This window comes from Streptomyces sp. CA-179760, from assembly GCF_050937045.1.
In the GTDB taxonomy this organism is placed as follows: domain Bacteria; phylum Actinomycetota; class Actinomycetes; order Streptomycetales; family Streptomycetaceae; genus Streptomyces.
Window position 1 is genome coordinate 9,021,613 of the sequence record NZ_JBNJLZ010000001.1, and the last position, 17,712, is coordinate 9,039,324.

Sequence of the window (17,712 nt, forward strand, 5' to 3'; positions counted from 1 at the left end):
AGCTGCAATGTCTGTCTGTTCGCGGTCAAGTCGGTTCCGGGGTGGAGCGGGCCGCTGCCTCTAGGCTGAGGGCGTGCGTCTGCTCCTCATGTCCGACACCCACCTGCCGAAGCGGGCCAGGGAACTGCCCGCGCCGCTGCTGGCCGAACTCCCGCACGCCGACGTCGTGTTCCACGCCGGGGACTGGGTCGACACGGCCACCCTCGACCTGCTGGAGAGCCGCTGCCGCAGGCTCGTCGCCGTGTACGGCAACAACGACGGGCCGGACCTGCGGGCCCGGCTGCCCGAGGTGGCGTACGCGGAACTGGGCGGGCTGCGCTTCGGGGCGATTCACGAGACGGGCCCCGCCCAGGGCCGGGAGAAGCGCTGCGCCGCCCGTTTCCCCGGCCTCGACGTGCTGGTCTTCGGGCACAGCCACATCCCCTGGGACACCACGGCCCCCACCGGCCTGCGCCTGCTCAACCCGGGCTCCCCGACGGACCGACGCCGCCAGCCCCACTGCACCTACCTGACCGCCACGGCAGCCGACGGCCGGCTCGCCGATGTGGAACTGCACCGGCTGCCGCCGCGGGCCTGACCACGGCCAAAGGCGCCGTGACATGATCGGCGCATGGGTCAGGACAAGGGATATCTCCTGGACAACCAGCAGGCCGAGGCCGTTACCCGCTTCGACGCGCTGTCGGCCCTCTTCGACGACTCGACGTTCCGGCACTTCGAGACGGTCGGGATCGACGAGGGATGGCGGTGCTGGGAGGTCGGGGCCGGCGGGCCGAGTGTCGCCGCGTGGCTCCGTGAACGCGTCGGGCCGCGCGGGCGCGTGCTCGCCACCGACATCGATGTGTCCTGGGCGGAGACCGCCGCCACCGGGGGAGTGGAAGTACTCCGCCACGACGTGGGCCGCGACGCGCCCCCGGCCGGGCCCTTCGACCTGGTCCACGCCCGTCTCGTCCTGGTCCACGTGGCCGAGCGCGACGCCGCGCTGCGCACCATGGTCCAGGCACTGCGCCCCGGCGGCCGGCTTCTGATCGAGGACGCCGACCCCGCCCTGCAACCGCTGATCTGCCCTGACGAGCACGGCCCCGAACAGGAGCTGGCCAATCGGCTTCGCGCCGGCTTCCGTCACCTGCTGCGCCAGCGCGGCGCCGACCTCTCCTACGGACGCAGGCTGCCGCGCCTGCTGCGCCAGGCCGGCCTCACCGACGTCGAGGCCGACGCCTACTTCCCGGTCACCTCGCCCGCGTGCGACGTCCTGGAGACGGCCACTGTCCAGCAGGTACGCGACAAACTCGTCGCCGAGGGTCTGGCCACGGACGAGGAGATCGAGCGTCACCTCGCCAACATCGCGGCCGGGCGCCTCGACCTCGCCACGTCACCGATGATCTCGGCGTGGGGCCGCCGGCCGGTGGGCGACGGCTCGCAGCCCTGATGCGGGGCTGCTTCTTCACGACCGGGGAATGTCGAAACCGGGGTCCAGTTCCACGCCGGTGGCGTTCAGGAAGAAGGCCACCATGTGGTACTGCCCCACCAGCATGGTGATCTCGATCAGTTCGGCGTCGCCGAAGTGATCGGCCAGGGCCTCCCAGGTCGCGTCGGACATGGTCGCCTCGCGGTTCAGCTCGTCCGCCGCCCGGATCAGGTGCCTCTGGAGGCCGGTCCAGCCGGGCGTTTCCGGGTCCTCGGTGATGCGGTCGATGTCGGCGTCCGTGAGGCCCGCGGCCCTGGCCAGGGGAAGGTGCCGTCCCCACTCGTACCGTGCGCCGGTGTTCCACGCGGTGCGCAGGATCAGTAACTCGCGCAGCTCTTCGGGTAGTCGGCCCCTCAGGAGCAACTGGCCGCCGAACGGCAAGAACCGCTCGTAGAGATCGGGATGGCGCACCAGGGTGGTGAAGATGTTCGGGATCCGGTTCCCGGCGTCGTGGGGTGTGACGGCCAGCAGTTCCCGGGTCCGGGCGTCCCACTGTTCCTCGGGGAGCGGGATCAGCCGCGGACGGGGCTGCCCGGTGACTTCGTTGCGCTGTGACATGGCGACCTCCAGTGTCCGAGGGGTTCACCCTAGGAGGCCGGCCGAACGCCCGGCAGGCGAATGGTCGGGAGTGTCAGAGGGCCGGGTCGAGGAGGATCTTGCGGACGCCGTCGGAGCGGTTTGCGAACAGTTCGTACGCCGCGGGGCCTTCGGAGAGGCCGAAGCGGTGGGAGACCACGGCCTCGGGCTGGAGCCGGCCGGCGCGGGTGAGGGCGATCAGAGGAGGGAGTTCGTAGTGCACGGAGCACAGCCCGATGGCGAACTCCAGTTCCTTGATCTGCGCCAGGTACATGTGGAAGGGGAATGCCTTGTTCTGGCTGACCCCGATGACGCTGACCCGGCCGGCCTGCCGGACGGCCTTGAGGGCGAGCTGAAGGGTGGCGTCGGAGCCCACGGCCTCCACCACGGCGTCCGGCCCGCGGCCGGCGGTCATGTCCCGGATGGCCGACCGCGCGTCATCGCCCTCGACCGGCTCGACACCCAGACCGGCGGCGAAGGCGCGGCGCTCCGCGACCAGGTCCGCGCCGAGTACCCGCGCCGCGCCCATCGCGAAGGCTGACTGGGCGGCCATGAGGCCGACCGGGCCGAGGCCGATGACCAGGACGGTCTCGCCGGGCTGGATGCGGGCCCGGCGGCAGCCGTACCAGGCGGTGGGGGCGTTGTCCGTGAGGACGACGGCGGCCTCGTCGGAGATGTCCTCGGGCAGGCGCACCAGGTTGACGTCGGCGTAGGGCACGGCCAGGGCCTGGGCCTGGCTGCCCTGGAGCTGCGGGCTCACTCCGTAGCAGAGCTCCGTGCTCGACTTGGCGCGCTCGCACCGGGCGGTGAACCCGGCCGCGCACGACCGGCAGTGCGTACAGCCGGCCGAGGCGGGCACCAGGACCCGGTCGCCCGGCTTGAATCGGCTGACCTGGCCGCCGGTGTCGACCACCACGCCGACGCACTCGTGTCCCGGTGTGTAGCCCAGGTCCGGACTGAACCCGTTGCCGCCGTAGATGTGCAGGTCGCTGCCGCAGATGCCGGCCGCGGTCACCCGCACCACCGCGTCCGTGGGGCTGGTGACGGCCGGGTCGGGGACCTCCCCGTAGCGGATGTCGTGACGGCCGTGGTAGGTCAGTGCCTTCATCGGATCTCTCCCTCTCCTTCTCCTCCTCCCACCGGCCCGGTCAGTCCGCGATCTTCAGCACCAGCTTGCCGCGGTTGTCACCACGGAACAGGCGCATCAGGGTTTCGGGGAACTCCGCGACCGAGCCGGACACCACGTCCTCCAGGGACTTCAGCCGGCCCTCCGCCCGCCAGGTGGCCATCTGCGCGATGCCCTCGGCGTACCGTTCTGCGTAGTCGAACACCACGATGCCCGTCATCGAGGCGCGGTTCACCAGCAGCGACAGGTAGTTGGCGGGGCCCTGCGGCTTGGTGCTGTTGTACTGGGAGATGGCGCCGCAGACGACGACGCGGGCACCGCGCCCCAGCCGTAGCAGCACGGCGTCCAGGACGTCTCCGCCGACGTTGTCGAAGTACACGTCGACACCGTCGGGGGCGTGCTCGCGCAGCGCCTTGCGGATGTCCTCGTTCTGGTAGTCGATCGCGGCGTCGAACCCGAACTCGTCGACCACCATCCGGCACTTGGCCTCGCCGCCGGCGATACCGATGACCCGGCAGCCCAGGATCTTGGCGATCTGCCCGACGACGCTGCCGACGGCCCCGGCCGCTCCGGAGACCACGACGGTCTGCCCGGGCTCGGGACGCCCGGCCTCGATCAGGCCGAAGTAGGCCGTCAGGCCCGACATGCCGAGCGTGCCGAGATAGGTCGGCAAGGGGGCCGCCGCCGGGTCGACCTTGGTCACGTCGCGTCCGTCCGACACGCAGTACTCCTGCACGCCGAACGAGCCCGACACGTGGTCGCCGACCGCGAATCCGGAGTGCCGGGAGGCGATCACCCTTCCGACCGCGCCGGCGCGCATGACCTGGCCGATCTCCACCGGGCGGATGTAGGACCGGCCGGCGTTCATCCAGCCGCGCATCGCGGGGTCGATCGACAGACAGAGCACCTGCACCAGGAACTCGCCGTCGCCGGGCTGCCCGGCCGGCTCCTCGACGTGCTCCCAGTCGGTGGGCCGCGGCTCTCCCACGGGACGTGCGGCCAGGCGCACCTGGCGGTTGATCGTGCTCATTTCCGGCGGCTCCTTCAAGTGTCATACCGGCTAGTCGGTATGGACGGGAGCGTACGGGTGCCGTGCCGTCCGGGACAAGAGGGGGCCCGGTGCGATGTACGGCTCGTGCCGGGGCGACCTACTCGCCGGGCAGTCCGTGGTCGCGGACAGCACGCGCGGTCGTGCTCCACCAGCGCCGTGCGTAGCGGCTCAGGACGGCTGCCTCGCTGAGCCCGATGTTGCGAGCGACCTGGGCCGGCGGCAGATCGGACTCGATGAGCAGCTCCGCGGCCCGTTCGCGCCGGACGTCGTCGAGGACCGCCGCGAAGGTCGTTCCCGCTGCGGACAGATGACGCTGCAGGCTCCTCGGCGACATGCCGAGTGTGCGTGCGGCGAAGGACAGGGTGCCGGGGCCGGTGCCCAGTGACTGCTTCAGAGGTGTTCTGACACGCCTCGTCATCGCGCTGCCCGTGGCGGAGGGCTGGGCCTCGAGGTAGGCGAGCGCCACCCGGCGGGTCAGCTGGTCGCCGCCCTGGACGGGGCGTCCGGGAAGATCACTCGTGACACGGAGGAGCGCTTGCGGCTGGGCGAAGTTCACCTGGGAGCCGAACAGTTCCTCGTAGCGGGCGCGTGCGGCCACGGCATGATGCGGCAGCTCGACGGTCCGCAGGCGGGGGGGCGAGCTGGCCCTGGCCTGCGACTACCGCTTCATGGCTGACGGGCACTTCGGCATCTCCCAGCCGGAGATCCTCCTCGGGTTCCCGCCCGGTTCCGGCGGCACCCAGCGGCTGGCCCGCCTGCTGGGCGGACGCCGGGCACTGCAGATCTCCCTGGAGGGCACGCCCGTCAGCCCGGCCGGAGCCCGGGAGATGGGCCTGGTGGACCGAGTCGTACCACTCGAAGCGCTGCTCCAGGAGGCCGTCGAGCTCGCGGGCCGCTTGGGCCGACGGCCGAAAGCGGCGATCGGGGCCGTGAAGCGGGCCGTCCGGGAGGGAGGATCCCTGCCGCTCCGGGAAGGACTGCGGTTCGAGGGCGCCGAATGGCCGGCGGCCACCACGACGACGGAGTCGCTGGCAACCCAGCGTGCGTACCTGGCCCGTACCAAGGAGCTCGGTGACGTCGCCGGGCTGGACCCCGCGACGCTCGAAGAGGCGGTGGCGCGCGGGCGGTTCGCCTGACGTCCGGTGGGTCCGCCGCGCTACTCCTGTCCTGGGACCGCCATCTCCCCGAGGAGCGCCCAGTCGTCCTGCGGGATCGTCGCGTTCACGATGCGCGGCGTCTCGGCCAGATGGGGCGGCAGCGTCTGCCGCGCGGCCTTGAAGTGCGCGGACTGCACATGCGCGGCCCCGGCCTCGTCGTCGCGGAAGGCCTCGACCAGGACGTACTCCGTCGGCTCGTCCACGCTGCGCGACCAGTCGAACCACAGGCAGCCGGGCTCGGCACGCGTCGCCCGGGTGAAATCGGCGGTGATCTCGGGCCAGCGGTCGGCGTGCTCGGAACGGACTCGGAACTTGGCGGTGATGAAGATCATGGGGTTCCCTTCGCTGATGTGCTGACGGCGACACGATCGTACGAACCCGGCCGGTCGGCGACCTGACCGGGAGCGGCGCGGCTCATCGGCTGGAGCGGGAAGGATGCACCGCTCCCTCCGTCACGGTCAGCGGAGCACCGCTGCCACCCCAGCGCAGTGCGACGATCTCGGCGGCGACGGACACCGCCACCTCCTCGGGGGTACGGGCCCCGAGATCGAGGCCGACCGGTGAGCGCAGCCGGGACAGCTCGTGTTCCGTGAGCCCGGCCTCGGCCAGGCGCTCGGCGCGGTCGGCGTGGGTGCGGCGGCTGCCCATCGCCCCGATGTACGCGGCGGGCCGGCGCAGTGCCTCCTGGAGCAGCGGCACGTCGAACTTGGGGTCGTGGGTGAGGACGCAGATCACCGTGCGTGCGTCGGTGTCCGTGTCGCGCAGATAGCGGTGCGGCCACTGGGCGACCACCTCGACGCCCTCGGGGAAGCGCCGGGGCGTGGCGAAGACGGGACGGGCGTCGCAGACGGTGACCCGATAGCCGAGGAAGTCACCGATGCGGGCCACGGCCGCGGCGTAGTCGATCGCGCCGAAGACCAGCATCCGCGGCGGCGGCGCGAAGGACTCCAGAAACACGCTGACGGAGTCCTCACGGCGCTGCCCCCGCGGCCCGTAGTGCCGTAGGCCGGTCGCACCCAGGGCCAGCTCGCCCCGGGCGTCGGCGGTGACGGCCGCGTCCAGCCCGCTCGCGCCGAGCGTGCCCGAGACCCGGTCCGGCCGGACGGCGAGCGTGGCCCCGCGCGGCGCCGGGCCGCCGGTCACCATGGCCAGGCTGACCGGCTCACCCGCGGCGACCGAGTCGACGACCGCTCCGAAGGCGGGATCCCGCTCGGGCGTCACGGGACGCACCAGCAGCGTGATCTCGCCGCCGCAGGTCAGGCCGACGGCGAAGGCGTCCTCGTCGCTGTAGCCGAAGGTCTCCAGACGCGCCTCGCCGCTCGCCACGACGTCCCGCGCCAGCTCGAACACCGCACCCTCGACACAGCCCCCGGACACACTGCCCACGACCTCCTCGCCCGGGCCCACCGCCATGGCGGCGCCCGGGTCGCGCGGCGCGCTGCGGCTGACCTCGACGACCGTCGCGAGGCCGAACGGGAGCCGGGCCGCGTACCAGCGGCCCAGCGCCGGGAGGATGTCACGCACGATCCGCTCCTTCCACGCACCCCACCGGGTACCCCGGCCGGGGTTAATTCCGTTGTGGCCCCTCGGGCCGGTCTGCTGCACTGAACGGGACAGCGACGTCACCGAGTCCCGAGGAGCAGCAGATGCGAACTGCGTTCATGTCCCCCCAGCCAGGAACGGACCTCTCTCCGAAGGACATGACGCTTCGTGCACGTGCTCAATCTTGGAATCCTCGCCCATGTCGACGCCGGTAAGACCAGCCTGACCGAGCGGCTGCTCCATTCGGCCGGGGTGATCGACGAGATCGGCAGCGTCGACGACGGGAACACCCGTACCGACACCCTCGCGCTGGAGCGGCAACGCGGTATCACCATCAAGTCCGCCGTCGTCTCGTTCCCTCTCGACGGCGTGACGGTCAACCTGATCGACACCCCCGGCCACCCGGACTTCATCGCCGAGGTGGAGCGCGTGCTCGGCGTGCTGGACGGCGTCGTGCTCGTCGTCTCCGCCGTCGAAGGCGTCCAGGCGCAGACACGGGTGCTGATGCGCACGCTCCAGCGGCTGCGTATCCCGACCCTGCTCTTCGTCAACAAGATCGACCGGAGCGGGGCGCGGTACGAGGAGGTGCTGCGGGCGATCTCGGCCCGGCTGACACCCGCGATCGTGCCGATGGGAACCACCACCGGCCTCGGGACACGACGGGCTCGCTTCACGCCCGGTCTCGGCCCCGCAGCGCTCGATGTCCTCGCCGGCCACGACGACACCCTGCTGTCCGCGTACGTCGAGGACACCGTCACGGACGCCCTCCTGCGCACCTCCCTCGTCGCTCAGACACGGGAGGCCCTGGTCCACCCCGTCTTCTTCGGCTCCGCTGTCACGGGCGTCGGCGTGGACGCGCTCCTGGCGGGCATCGAAGAGCTGCTGCCCCCGGCCGGCGGGGACGCGGACGGGCCGGTCTCCGGGACCGTGTTCAAAGTCGAGCGGGGCCCGGCGGGGGAGAAGGCCGCCTGCGCCCGGCTGTTCTCCGGCACCCTGCGCACCCGCGACCGGATCCCGTTCGGAACGGACGGCGCCGAAGGCCGGATCACCGCGATCAGTGTCTTCGGCCAGGGCACGGACACGCGAAGCGACGCCGTCGTCGCCGGACAGATCGCCCGGCTCTGGGGACTCGGCGACATCAGGATCGGTGACGCGATCGGCGAACCCCGCAAGGCTTACGAGCAGTTCTTCGCCCCGCCCACCCTGGAGACCGTCGTCGTCCCGGGCCCGGACGTGAACAGCGGCGCACTGCACCTCGCGCTCACCCAGCTCGCCGAACAGGACCCACTGATCGGCCTGCGCCACGACGAACGGCGGCAGGAGACCTCCGTGTCCCTCTACGGCGAGGTGCAGAAGGAGGTCATCCAGGCCACCCTCGCCGAGGAGTACGGGCTCGGCGTCACCTTCCGCGAGACCACGCCCCTGTGCGTCGAGCGGCTCGTCGGCACGGGGCAGGCCGTGGAGTTCAACAAGAAGGACGCCAACCCGTTCCTCGCGACGGTCGGCCTGCGCGTCGACCCCGCGCCGGTCGGCTCCGGCGTCCGCTTCCGGCTGGAGGTGGAGCTCGGCTCCATGCCGTACGCCTTCTTCAAGGCCGTCGAGGACACCGTGCGCGAGACGCTCGACCAGGGCCCGCACGGCTGGCAGATCCCCGACTGCGCGGTCACCATGACCCACAGCGGCTACTCGCCCCGGCAGAGCCACGCCCACCAGGGCTTCGACAAGAGCATGTCGAGCACCGGCGCCGACTTCCGCGGCCTGACCCCGCTGGTGCTCGTCGAAGCGCTGCGGCGGGCCGGGACCCGGGTCCACGAGCCGATGCACCGCTTCCGTGTCGAAGCCCCGGCGGACACCCTGGGCGCGCTGCTGCCGGTGCTGGCCGCGCTCACCGCCGTACCGCGGACGACCGAGACCCGGGGCGCCGGATGCGTCCTGGCGGGCACGGTGCCCGCGGCGCGGGTGCACGAACTGGAGCAGCGGCTGCCCGGGCTCACCCGCGGCGAGGGTGAGCTGGAGAGCGTCTTCGACCATTACGCGCCCGTCACGCACGGCACGGTTCCGCGACGCCCGCGCACCGACCACAACCCGCTGAACAGGAAGGAGTACTTGTTGAATGTGACACGAAGAATGGCCGGATGACGTGTGCGAACCGGCCGAGCGGGAACTTACTCCAGAGTCAGGGGTGTTGACGGTGTCCTGATATCGCCGGACTGTAGTGGACATGCCAACTATTCGGGCACGTCTCCTGGTTGTCCTGGCTGTCCTCTTCGGCTCCGTTACGGCGGGAGTCCCGCCCGCCACCGCCGCGCCCCCTCCCGACTCCCTCTGGTTCGACGACCCTGCCGTCACCGTGCGGGACGGCCGCTTCACCGACGCCTCCGGCCGTGAGATCGTGCTCCGCGGCTACAACGTCTCCGGCGAGACCAAACTGGCGGAGAACGGCGGCCTGCCCTTCGCCTCGGTCGCCGACGCGAAGAAGTCGGCGACCGCCCTGCGTGCCCTCGGCGGCGGCAACACCGTCCGCTTCCTGCTCTCCTGGGCCTACACCGAGCCCGAGCGCGGCAAGGTCGACACGGCCTACCTCGCCGCCGCCACCGACCAGATGCGGGCCTTCCTCGACGCCGGCATCCGCGTCTACCCCGACTTCCACCAGGACCTCTACTCCCGGCACCTCTTCGACGCCGACAGCTGGTACACCGGCGACGGCGCGCCCAAGTGGGCGGTGGACGCCGGGAACTACCCCGACGAGTCCTGCGGGATCTGCCTCTTCTGGGGGCAGAACATCACCCAGAACGAGGCCGTGAAGCGAGCCTCGTACGACTTCTGGCACAACGCGCACGGCGTGCAGGACGCCTTCCTCGCCACCGCCGAGAAGACCATGACGTACCTCCGGCAGCACCTGGGCGCCGACCCGTTCAAGGGGGTCGTCGGCTTCGACCCCTACAACGAGCCGCACGCGGGCGTCTACGACTCCGGGCAGACCAGCCGCGCCTGGGAGAAGGACGTGCTGTGGCCGTTCTACGAGAAGTTCCGGACCCGCATGGACACGGCCGGCTGGCGGGACAAGCCCGCCTTCGTGGAGCCGAACCTCTTCTGGAACGCCAACCTCGACTTCCAGAAGCAGGAGGGCGGCCTGCTGGACGCCGGCACGCTCGGACCGCGCTATGTGTTCAACACCCACTTCTACGACCAGAAGGCCATCTCCGGCGTCTTCATGTGGGGCAAGGCGGCCGACGGTCAGTACGTCAACGACTTCCGCACCGTCCGAGACCGGGCGGCCGCCGCGCGGACCGCCGCCGTGGTCAGCGAGTTCGGGCACCCGTTGGCGGGCAACGTCTCCGACAAGGCGCCGACCGTCCTCAAGGGGATGTACCAGGCCCTCGACTCAAGGCTGAAGGGCGCCGACTGGTGGTCCGACCCGGCCGCCTCGGGGCCCGTGCTCTCCGGTTCGCAGTGGCAGTGGGACATCTACAACGGCCGGCACCAGGAACTGATGAACGGCAACCCGGACAAGGTCCTCACCACCGGTGACGCCTGGAACGACGAGGACCTGTCCGCCGTACGTCTCGACGACTCGGGCAAGCCGGTGCTGCGCCAGGACGCCCGGCTCCTGGACCGTCTCTACCCGAGTGCCACGGCGGGAACGACCGTCGGCTTCACCTACGAGGACCGCTCCCGGGACGGCTCGACGACGCTGACCTGGAACCCGGTGCCCAGTACGCTGCCGAACGTGCAGCGGCTGGTGGGATCCGGGCAGTACGGGCTGCTGCTGTGGCGCTCGGACGGCGGCTCGGCGCCCACCGAACTGCATCTGCCGGCGAGCTTCCCGACCGCGTCCACCACGGTGGTCTCCGACCTGGGCGCGGCCCACGCCCCGCCGGCGTACAGCTCGACGACCCCGGTCGGCGTGGCGCGGGAGCCGGGCGGCACGGGAAGCCGCCGCCTGCTGCTCACCGCGCCGGACAAGGGCGTCCTGCACTACGCGCTGGTGACCAACGGGGCGACGGCTCCCTCGGCGCAACTGCTCGACGCGGCCCGCACCGAGCTTGCGGCATGGGCGGCGAAGGAGGTCAGCTAGCGGACGGGCTCGTCCAGCCGGCCTCCACATGGCCGAGCCGGACGCGCTGCGGGTGGTCTCCGACCGGCACGGACACGACCTTCTTTCCGGTGGCGAAGTCGATGGCCGTGACCTGGTCGGAGCCGCTCTCGGAGACGACACAACTCCTGCCGTCACCGCTGACCGTGGCCCAATAGGGCTTGGCGGCGGTGACGAGCGGGCCCTCCTGGAGGGTGGCGCGGTCGACGACCGTGGCGTAGTCGTCCATCGTGCCCGCCACGCAGAGCTTGCGTCCGTCCGGGCTCATCGAGAGACCGTGGTGGCGGGAGTCGTTGACGAACGTGGTGCGGTCGTCGCTGGTCGCCGGGTTCTTCGGCAGGGTCTTCGTGCGGGTGATCTTGTCGGTGGCCAGGTCGTACTCGAAGAAGCCGTTGAAGAACGACACCTGGAAGTACAGCTTCGACTCGTCCGGCGAGAACACGGCCGGCCGGACCGCGTCGGAGTAGTCCTTGAGCCCGATCGCGTCCAGGCGCTGGCGCATGTCGATCACCTTGACCTGCTGGTACGTCGTCGCGTCGATGACGGTGATGCGCCGGTCGCCCTTCGTCCAGTCCAGCCACGGAGCGTCGGTCTGCGTGTTCACCTCGCCGATCGACATGTTGTAGATGTACTTGCCGTCCTTGGTGAAGATGTTCTCGTGCGGCTTGTCCCCGGTGGCCGCCTTGCCGAGCTGCTTGCCGGTCTCGATGTCCAGCACGTGCACGGAGTTGCCGGTCGACGCCGACACCGCGACCCGCTTTCCGTCGGGGGAGACCGCCATGTGGTCGGCGCGGAAACCGGACACCGGGAAGCGCCAGTTGATCCGTCCGGAGGCGAGGTCGATCGAGACGACGTCGGCGAAGCTCGGACGGGAGACCACCACCGACCTCCCGTCCGGCGTGGAGTACATGTCGTCGACGAACTGGTCGTGGCCCTCACCGACGCTGTTGCGGATCGTCATGAAGGCGATCCACCGGATCGGATCGGCGTTGATCTCCGCCATCCGCTCGTCCTTGTCGGGGACGACGTCGATCCGGCCTATCTTCGCGAAGTCGCCGGTGGACCTGATGACATCGGCGGTGCCTTCCCAGTTGTTGCCCACGAACAGCACCTCGCGCAGCGCGGCGGAGGCGTCCGCCGCGTCGGCGTGGGCGGCGTGGGCGGCGGTCGCGGGGACGGTGGAGGTCAGGGCGAGGGCGGCGGCTACGGAGCACAGGTGCCGTCGTCGGAAAGCAGGCATGACTGCTCCTTGGAATCTGAACACACTTGGTTTCAGAATGAACTTACTGAAAAGTAAGGAAGGGGCGGCCTTCTCCACAAGACCGCGTGCACGACAAAATCGGTGTTCGAACCACGAAGGGAGATCCGGTGCCGGGGAGACTCAGAGCGCCGACCGGCCGCTACGGCGGCAAGACGGCAAAGGAACGACAGGCCGAGCGGCGCCGGCGGTTCCTCGACGCCGCGCTCCAGCTGTTCGGCGACACCCCCGGCTTCCGCTCCACCACGGTCGCGGCGCTCAGCGAGGCGGCCGGACTGTCCACCCGTCAGTTCTACGAGGAGTTCCGCACCCTGGAGGACGTGCTCGCCGCGCTGCATCTCCAGGTCAACGGCTGGGCCGAGACGGCGGTCCTGGAGGCCGCGGCCGACTCCGCCGACCTGCCGCTCGCCGAGCGCGCCACCGCGATCTTCCGCGCCTACGCCGGGAACCTCGCGGCCGATCCGCGCCGGATCCGCATCACCTTCGTCGAGATCATCGGGGTCAGCCCGCGCCTGGAGGAACAGCGGCTCGCCCGCCGGGCCGGCTGGGTCGGCCTCATCTGCGCCGAGGCCGACGCGGCCGCCGCGCGCGGGGAGGCCGCACCCCGCGACTACCGCCTCGCGGCGACGGGCTTCATCGGCAGCGTCAACGGCCTGCTGCACGACTGGAGCGCGGGGTGGGTCGACGCGACCCTGGACGAGGTGGTCGAGGAACTGGTCCGGCAGTTGCTGGCGATCCTGCGGCCGCCGGGGTGGACTCCCCGGACGTGAGTCGGGCCCGTGTCCGGCCGCGTCCGCCGGTGGTCGCGCCGGGGAAAGCCCGCCGGTAGTCGCCCGGCGACACCCCGAGGTGCTTGAGGAAGTGGTGACGGAGGTTGTTGGCCGTGCCGAGGCCGCTGAGCTCCCCGACCTTCTCGACCGGCAGATCAGTCGACTCCAGCAGTGACCGGGCGCGCCCGAGCCGCTGGTCGAGGAGCCACTGAAGAGGAGTCGTACCGGTGGCCGCCTGGAGGCGCCGGTAGAACGTACGCGGACTCATCGAGGCCCGCCGCGCCAGATCGGCGACCGTCAGCGGCCGGTCGAGGTTCGCCCGCGCCCACTGAAGGACGGGAGCCAGCCCCTCGTCGTCACTGGGCGGCACCGACAGCTCGATGAACTGCGCCTGCCCGCCCGGCCGGTGGGCGGGCACCACCATGCGGCGCGCCAACTGGTTGGCGACGTGCGCCCCGAGATCGCGCCGCACCAGATGCAGACACAGGTCGAGGCCGGCGGTGAGCCCGGCGCTGGTGAGTACATCACCGTCGTCCACATACAGCACCGACTCGTCGACCTGCACCTTCGGGTACCGCTCGGCCAGCAGGTCGGTGTGCATCCAGTGGGCCGTCGCGCGGCGGCCGTCGAGCAGCCCCGCCTCGGCGAGCGCGAACGCGCCGGTGCAGAGGGACACCATGCGGGCGCCCGCCTCATGGGCGCGCCGCAGGGCTGCGACCAACCCCTCCGGAAGCGGCCTGCCCTCGTCGACACAGGGGTCGGGCACCGAGGGCACGATGACCGTGTCCGCGTCGGCCAGGTCGTCGAGTCCGTACCGGGTCCGCAGGGTCAGCCCGTGGTCCTCCGCATCCTCCCGAGCCCCGTTCCCGTCCCGCAGAGCCGCAGGTCGTACCAGGGATCTGCCAGATCCGGCTGCGGCTTGCCGAACACGGTGCAGGGGATGCTCAGTTCGTACAGATCCCACGAGGGGACCCCGATCTCCTCGGTCACGACCACGGCGACGGAACCAGCACTCATACCCCGAAGCGTATGGCAGGAATTTGGTGGACGCCGTCACCACTGTCACTGTTCCCGATCTTCGCGCCCTGCGAGCGTTGCCGTACGTGATCACGCATCACCTACACACGCTGCACAAGGAGTTGGGCATGAACGCAGAACAGCAGGCCGTCACCGTTCTCGGACTGGGCTCGATGGGCTCGGCCCTGGCCGCCGCGCTGCTGGACCGGGGCCACCCGACCACTGTCTGGAACCGGACCCCGGACAAGGCCCGGCCCCTGGTCGAGCGTGGCGCCCGCCTGGCCGCCACGCCCCAGGAGGCGGTCGCCGCCTCCTCCTCGCTGACCATCGCCTGCGTGCTGGACTACGAGGCCATGTACACGGTCCTCGACCCGGCCGCCGCCGGCCTCGCGGGCAGAACCCTGGTCAACCTCACCTCCGGCTCTCCCGAGCAGGCTCACGAGGCCGTCAAGTGGGCCCGGACCCATGGGGCCGACTACCTCGACGGCGCCATCATGACCACCCCGCCCGGCGTCGGCGACCCCGCCATGATGTTCCTGTACAGCGGCTCCCGACAGGTCTTCGAAACCCACCGCTCCACGCTGGCGGCCCTCGGCGACCCCCTGTACCTCGGCACGGACCCCGGCCTCGCCTCCCTCTACGACGCCGCGCTCCTCGGCCTGATGTGGTCCACCATGACCGGCTGGCTGCACGGCACCGCGCTGGTCGGCGCCGAAGGGACGCCCGCCGCCGACTTCACCCCCGTCGCGACCCGTTGGCTGACCGCCGTGGCCGGCTTCCTCACCACCTACGCGCCCCAGGTGGACGAGGGCCGCTACCCGGGCGACGACGCCACCGTCGACGTACAGATCGCGGCCATCGACCATCTCATCCACGCGGCGGCGGCCCGGGGCATCGACAACGCGCTGCCCGAACTGCTGAAGACCGCCATGGAGAAAGCCGCCGTATCGGGCCATGGACAGGACAGCTACGCCAGCCTCATCGAGGTACTGCGACCTCCGGCGAGGGACTGAGCGGGCTACCCCGACGATCCCAGCACCACGAGGTTCACGGCCACCACCAGCGCGACTCCCAGCAGGAGGGCGGCCAGCAGCCGCGCGCGGAGCCCGCGGTACACCGCCTCGTACTCGCCACGCAGTTCCTCCCCGCGGTGTGCCGTCCGCTGCCACGAGGCCCGGGTGAGGGCCAGGTGCTCCCGTGCGAACAGCCGCTCCACCTCCCGACGTCGGGCCTCCGGCAGCCAGTCCAGCCCGGCGGCGAAGCGCTCGGCGGCCGTGCGGGCCTCCTCCTGCGCCGCGGCGGCGAGCAGATGGCCCTCGACCTGGTGATGGAACGCCCGCATGTCCGCGGGGAAGCCCTCCATCGCGGTCATCGGAGCGTCAGCTCCCTCTCCGCCGCGGCGACGTCCGCATGATGCAGGTCGAACGCAGGGGACTCGCTGCGGATCCGGGGGAGGGCGGCGAAGTTGTGGCGGGGCGGCGGGCAGGAGGTGGCCCACTCCAGGGAGCGGCCGTAGCCCCACGGGTCGTCGGCCGTGACCCGCTCGCCGTACTTGGCCGTCTTCCACACGTTGTAGAAGAACGGCAGGATCGACATGCCGAGCAGGAACGAGGAGATGCTCGACACCGTGTTGAGCGTCGTCAGGCCCTCTACCGCCAGATAGTCGGGGATCCGCCGCTGCATGCCCTCGGCGCCCAGCCAGTGCTGGACCAGGAACGTGCCGTGGAAGCCGATGAACAGCGTCCAGAAAGTGATCTTGCCGAGGCGCTCGTCCAGCATCTTGCCGGTGAACTTCGGCCACCAGAAGTGGAAGCCGGAGAACATCGCGAACACGACCGTCCCGAAGATGACGTAGTGGAAGTGGGCCACCACGAAGTACGAGTCGGAGACGTGGAAGTCGATCGGCGGCGAGGCCAGCAGCACACCCGTGAGCCCGCCGAACACGAACGTGATCAGGAAGCCCATCGCCCACAGCATGGGCGTCTCGAACGAGAGACTGCCGCGCCACATGGTGCCGACCCAGTTGAAGAACTTCACACCGGTCGGCACCGCGATCAGGAAGGTCATGAAGGAGAAGAACGGCAGCAGCACACCGCCGGTGACGTACATGTGGTGCGCCCACACCGTCACGGACAGACCCGCGATCGCGACGGTCGCGCCGATCAGACCCGTGTAACCGAACATCGGCTTACGGGAGAAGACCGGGATGACCTCGGAGATGATGCCGAAGAACGGCAACGCGATGATGTACACCTCTGGATGCCCGAAGAACCAGAAGAGGTGTTGCCACAGCAACGCGCCGCCGTTGGAAGCGTCGAAGACATGGGCACCGAACTTGCGGTCCGCCTCCAGGGCGAACAGCGCGGCCGCGAGGACCGGGAAGGCGAGCAGGACCAGCACACCGGTCAGCAGCACGTTCCACACGAAGATCGGCATGCGGAACATCGTCATGCCCGGGGCGCGCATGCAGATGATCGTGGTGATGAAGTTGACCGAGCCGAGGATGGTGCCGAAGCCGGAGAAGGCCAGGCCCATGATCCACATGTCGGCGCCGATGCCCGGGCTGCGGACGGCGTCCGAGAGCGGGCTGTAGGCGAACCAGCCGAAGTCGGCCGCGCCCTGCGGGGTGAGGAAGCCACCGACCGCGATGAGCGAGCCGAACAGGTAGAGCCAGTAGGCGAACATGTTCAGCCGCGGGAACGCCACGTCGGGCGCGCCGATCTGCAGCGGCATGATCCAGTTCGCGAAGCCGGCGAACAGCGGCGTCGCGAACATCAGCAGCATGATCGTGCCGTGCATCGTGAACGCCTGGTTGAACTGCTCGTTCGACATGATCTGCAGACCCGGCCGGGCCAGCTCGGCGCGCATGAACAGGGCCATCACGCCACCGATGACGAAGAACGCGAACGACGTCGCCAGGTACAGCGTGCCGATCGTCTTGTGATCTGTGGTCGTCAGCCACTTGAGGTGCCTCATGCCCCGCCTGTGTCCGCGCCCCGCCCCGACGTCACACTGCACTGACGCGACGAGCATCACGAAAACGGGTGTGACGATCGAGAAAGTGCCGGACACGAACGGGACATGAGCAACGACGAGATCTTCGGCGCTGCCTACCGCGAGCACTACTGGGCGGTCAGCCGCTATGTCGCACGGCGACTGGACGGGCGGACCGGCGACGTGGAGGAAGTGGTGGCGGAGGTGTTCACGGTCGCCTGGCGGCGCAGGGCCGACCTGCCGCCCTCCCCGCTGCCCTGGCTGTACGGCGTGGCACGCAACTGCCTGGCCAACGCGGTACGCGGCCACGGACGCCGCCGACGGCTGGTCGACCGGCTCGGCAACGACGACACCGCGCACGGGCGGCACATCGCGGTGGGCCCCGACGCCGACACACCCGGCGCCTGGGTCCACGAGGCGCTGTCCCGCCTCTCCGCGGCCGACCAGGAGGTGCTGCGCCTGACGGCCTGGGAGGAACTCGGCACCGACGAGGTCGCGGTCGCCCTCGGCTGCGGCAGCCGGGCCGCCGCCATGCGGCTGCACCGGGCCCGCCGCCGGCTGAGAACCGAGATCGACCGCATGGCCCCGGAGCGCACCAAGGCCGACGCGCACGCCGTGGGAGGGCGGGACGATGACTGACGCGTCTTCCGTGAGCGAGGC

General features: G+C 70.6%; 17 protein-coding genes and 1 pseudogene. 8 read left to right on the forward strand and 10 right to left on the reverse strand.

The genetic code is table 11. The features are described from left to right. The first annotated feature begins 73 nt into the window (after window positions 1-73). Together ACQEV8_RS40815 and ACQEV8_RS40820 are read left to right on the forward strand one after the other, a co-directional pair. Complete coding sequence (locus ACQEV8_RS40815; protein ID WP_432971484.1) at window positions 74-577, forward strand: metallophosphoesterase family protein; 504 nt, start codon at window positions 74-76, stop codon at window positions 575-577. A 33-nt stretch (window positions 578-610) separates the two neighbouring features. Beyond that, the gene (locus tag ACQEV8_RS40820; protein WP_432971487.1) at window positions 611-1,426 is read left to right on the forward strand and encodes a methyltransferase domain-containing protein; all 816 of its coding nucleotides are present in this window, start codon (window positions 611-613) and stop codon (window positions 1,424-1,426) included. Window positions 1,427-1,441: 15 nt separating this feature from the next. Here ACQEV8_RS40820 and ACQEV8_RS40825 read toward each other — a convergent pair whose 3' ends face one another. From ACQEV8_RS40825 to ACQEV8_RS40840, 4 genes are all read right to left on the reverse strand, one after another. Next, window positions 1,442-2,023 carry a carboxymuconolactone decarboxylase family protein gene (locus ACQEV8_RS40825; protein WP_432971490.1) on the reverse strand — a complete coding sequence of 194 codons (582 nt, stop codon included), beginning with the start codon at window positions 2,021-2,023 and terminating at the stop codon, window positions 1,442-1,444. Between the two features lie 73 nt (window positions 2,024-2,096). Further along, window positions 2,097-3,149, reverse strand: coding sequence for an alcohol dehydrogenase catalytic domain-containing protein (locus ACQEV8_RS40830; RefSeq protein WP_432971493.1), 1,053 nt, complete (start codon window positions 3,147-3,149; stop codon window positions 2,097-2,099). A gap of 40 nt (window positions 3,150-3,189) precedes the next feature. Beyond that, window positions 3,190-4,197, reverse strand: coding sequence for an NADP-dependent oxidoreductase (locus ACQEV8_RS40835; RefSeq protein WP_432971496.1), 1,008 nt, complete (start codon window positions 4,195-4,197; stop codon window positions 3,190-3,192). Between the two features lie 118 nt (window positions 4,198-4,315). After that, window positions 4,316-4,816, reverse strand: coding sequence for a helix-turn-helix domain-containing protein (locus tag ACQEV8_RS40840; protein WP_432971499.1), 501 nt, complete (start codon window positions 4,814-4,816; stop codon window positions 4,316-4,318). A gap of 70 nt (window positions 4,817-4,886) precedes the next feature. Between ACQEV8_RS40840 and ACQEV8_RS40845 the strand changes: the two genes are divergently transcribed. Further along, window positions 4,887-5,354 carry an enoyl-CoA hydratase/isomerase family protein gene (locus ACQEV8_RS40845; protein ID WP_432971502.1) on the forward strand — a complete coding sequence of 156 codons (468 nt, stop codon included), beginning with the start codon at window positions 4,887-4,889 and terminating at the stop codon, window positions 5,352-5,354. Window positions 5,355-5,374: 20 nt separating this feature from the next. Here the strand turns inward: ACQEV8_RS40845 and ACQEV8_RS40850 are convergent, their stop codons facing one another. Beyond that, a complete protein-coding gene (locus ACQEV8_RS40850; RefSeq protein WP_432971505.1) occupies window positions 5,375-5,707 on the reverse strand; it encodes a putative quinol monooxygenase in 333 nt (110 codons plus the stop codon). Window positions 5,708-5,789: 82 nt separating this feature from the next. Beyond that, window positions 5,790-6,899, reverse strand: a complete 1,110-nt coding sequence (locus ACQEV8_RS40855) for an XdhC family protein (protein WP_432971508.1) — start codon at window positions 6,897-6,899, stop codon at window positions 5,790-5,792. A gap of 186 nt (window positions 6,900-7,085) precedes the next feature. On the opposite strand from ACQEV8_RS40855, the gene ACQEV8_RS40860 reads away from it, so the two are divergent. Both ACQEV8_RS40860 and ACQEV8_RS40865 read left to right on the forward strand, forming a co-directional pair. Continuing rightward, complete coding sequence (locus ACQEV8_RS40860; RefSeq protein WP_432971511.1) at window positions 7,086-9,056, forward strand: GTP-binding protein; 1,971 nt, start codon at window positions 7,086-7,088, stop codon at window positions 9,054-9,056. An 82-nt stretch (window positions 9,057-9,138) separates the two neighbouring features. Further along, window positions 9,139-10,995, forward strand: a complete 1,857-nt coding sequence (locus tag ACQEV8_RS40865; protein WP_432971514.1) for a cellulase family glycosylhydrolase — start codon at window positions 9,139-9,141, stop codon at window positions 10,993-10,995. Here the strand turns inward: ACQEV8_RS40865 and ACQEV8_RS40870 are convergent. Next, window positions 10,988-12,253, reverse strand: coding sequence for a YncE family protein (locus ACQEV8_RS40870; protein WP_432971517.1), 1,266 nt, complete (start codon window positions 12,251-12,253; stop codon window positions 10,988-10,990). The two genes, ACQEV8_RS40865 and ACQEV8_RS40870, sit on opposite strands and share 8 nt — an antisense overlap. Window positions 12,254-12,381: 128 nt before the next feature. On the opposite strand from ACQEV8_RS40870, the gene ACQEV8_RS40875 reads away from it, so the two are divergent. Beyond that, window positions 12,382-13,041, forward strand: a complete 660-nt coding sequence (locus ACQEV8_RS40875) for a TetR/AcrR family transcriptional regulator (RefSeq protein ID WP_432971520.1) — start codon at window positions 12,382-12,384, stop codon at window positions 13,039-13,041. A 40-nt stretch (window positions 13,042-13,081) separates the two neighbouring features. Here ACQEV8_RS40875 and ACQEV8_RS40880 read toward each other — a convergent pair. Beyond that, a pseudogene (locus tag ACQEV8_RS40880) lies at window positions 13,082-14,037 on the reverse strand (GlxA family transcriptional regulator); the annotation flags it as partial. Window positions 14,038-14,186: 149 nt separating this feature from the next. On the opposite strand from ACQEV8_RS40880, the gene ACQEV8_RS40885 reads away from it, so the two are divergent. Further along, window positions 14,187-15,071: an NAD(P)-dependent oxidoreductase gene (locus ACQEV8_RS40885; protein WP_432971523.1), complete on the forward strand. Its 885-nt coding sequence runs from the start codon at window positions 14,187-14,189 to the stop codon at window positions 15,069-15,071. 5 nt (window positions 15,072-15,076) lie between these two features. On the opposite strand, the gene ACQEV8_RS40890 is transcribed toward ACQEV8_RS40885, so the two are convergent. Together ACQEV8_RS40890 and ctaD are read right to left on the reverse strand one after the other, a co-directional pair. Further along, window positions 15,077-15,430: a hypothetical protein gene (locus ACQEV8_RS40890; RefSeq protein WP_432971526.1), complete on the reverse strand. Its 354-nt coding sequence runs from the start codon at window positions 15,428-15,430 to the stop codon at window positions 15,077-15,079. Further along, a complete protein-coding gene (gene ctaD, locus ACQEV8_RS40895; RefSeq protein ID WP_432971529.1) occupies window positions 15,427-17,034 on the reverse strand; it encodes an aa3-type cytochrome oxidase subunit I in 1,608 nt (535 codons plus the stop codon). The genes ACQEV8_RS40890 and ctaD overlap by 4 nt, the downstream gene beginning before the upstream one ends. Window positions 17,035-17,139: 105 nt before the next feature. Between ctaD and ACQEV8_RS40900 the strand changes: the two genes are divergently transcribed. Continuing rightward, on the forward strand, window positions 17,140-17,691 hold the full coding sequence (locus ACQEV8_RS40900; protein WP_432971532.1) for an RNA polymerase sigma factor: 552 nt from the start codon (window positions 17,140-17,142) through the stop codon (window positions 17,689-17,691). Window positions 17,692-17,712 lie beyond the last annotated feature (21 nt).

Coding starts and splice junctions, on each gene's coding strand:
- ACQEV8_RS40820 (WP_432971487.1), top strand. CDS start 611: ATGGGTCAGGACAAGGGATATCTCCTGGACAACCAGCAGGCCGAGGCC.
- ACQEV8_RS40825 (WP_432971490.1), bottom strand. CDS start 2,023: ATGTCACAGCGCAACGAAGTCACCGGGCAGCCCCGTCCGCGGCTGATC.
- ACQEV8_RS40830 (WP_432971493.1), bottom strand. CDS start 3,149: ATGAAGGCACTGACCTACCACGGCCGTCACGACATCCGCTACGGGGAG.
- ACQEV8_RS40835 (WP_432971496.1), bottom strand. CDS start 4,197: ATGAGCACGATCAACCGCCAGGTGCGCCTGGCCGCACGTCCCGTGGGA.
- ACQEV8_RS40845 (WP_432971502.1), top strand. CDS start 4,887: ATGGCTGACGGGCACTTCGGCATCTCCCAGCCGGAGATCCTCCTCGGG.
- ACQEV8_RS40850 (WP_432971505.1), bottom strand. CDS start 5,707: ATGATCTTCATCACCGCCAAGTTCCGAGTCCGTTCCGAGCACGCCGAC.
- ACQEV8_RS40865 (WP_432971514.1), top strand. CDS start 9,139: ATGCCAACTATTCGGGCACGTCTCCTGGTTGTCCTGGCTGTCCTCTTC.
- ACQEV8_RS40870 (WP_432971517.1), bottom strand. CDS start 12,253: ATGCCTGCTTTCCGACGACGGCACCTGTGCTCCGTAGCCGCCGCCCTC.
- ACQEV8_RS40885 (WP_432971523.1), top strand. CDS start 14,187: ATGAACGCAGAACAGCAGGCCGTCACCGTTCTCGGACTGGGCTCGATG.
- ACQEV8_RS40890 (WP_432971526.1), bottom strand. CDS start 15,430: ATGACCGCGATGGAGGGCTTCCCCGCGGACATGCGGGCGTTCCATCAC.
- ctaD (WP_432971529.1), bottom strand. CDS start 17,034: ATGAGGCACCTCAAGTGGCTGACGACCACAGATCACAAGACGATCGGC.
- ACQEV8_RS40900 (WP_432971532.1), top strand. CDS start 17,140: ATGAGCAACGACGAGATCTTCGGCGCTGCCTACCGCGAGCACTACTGG.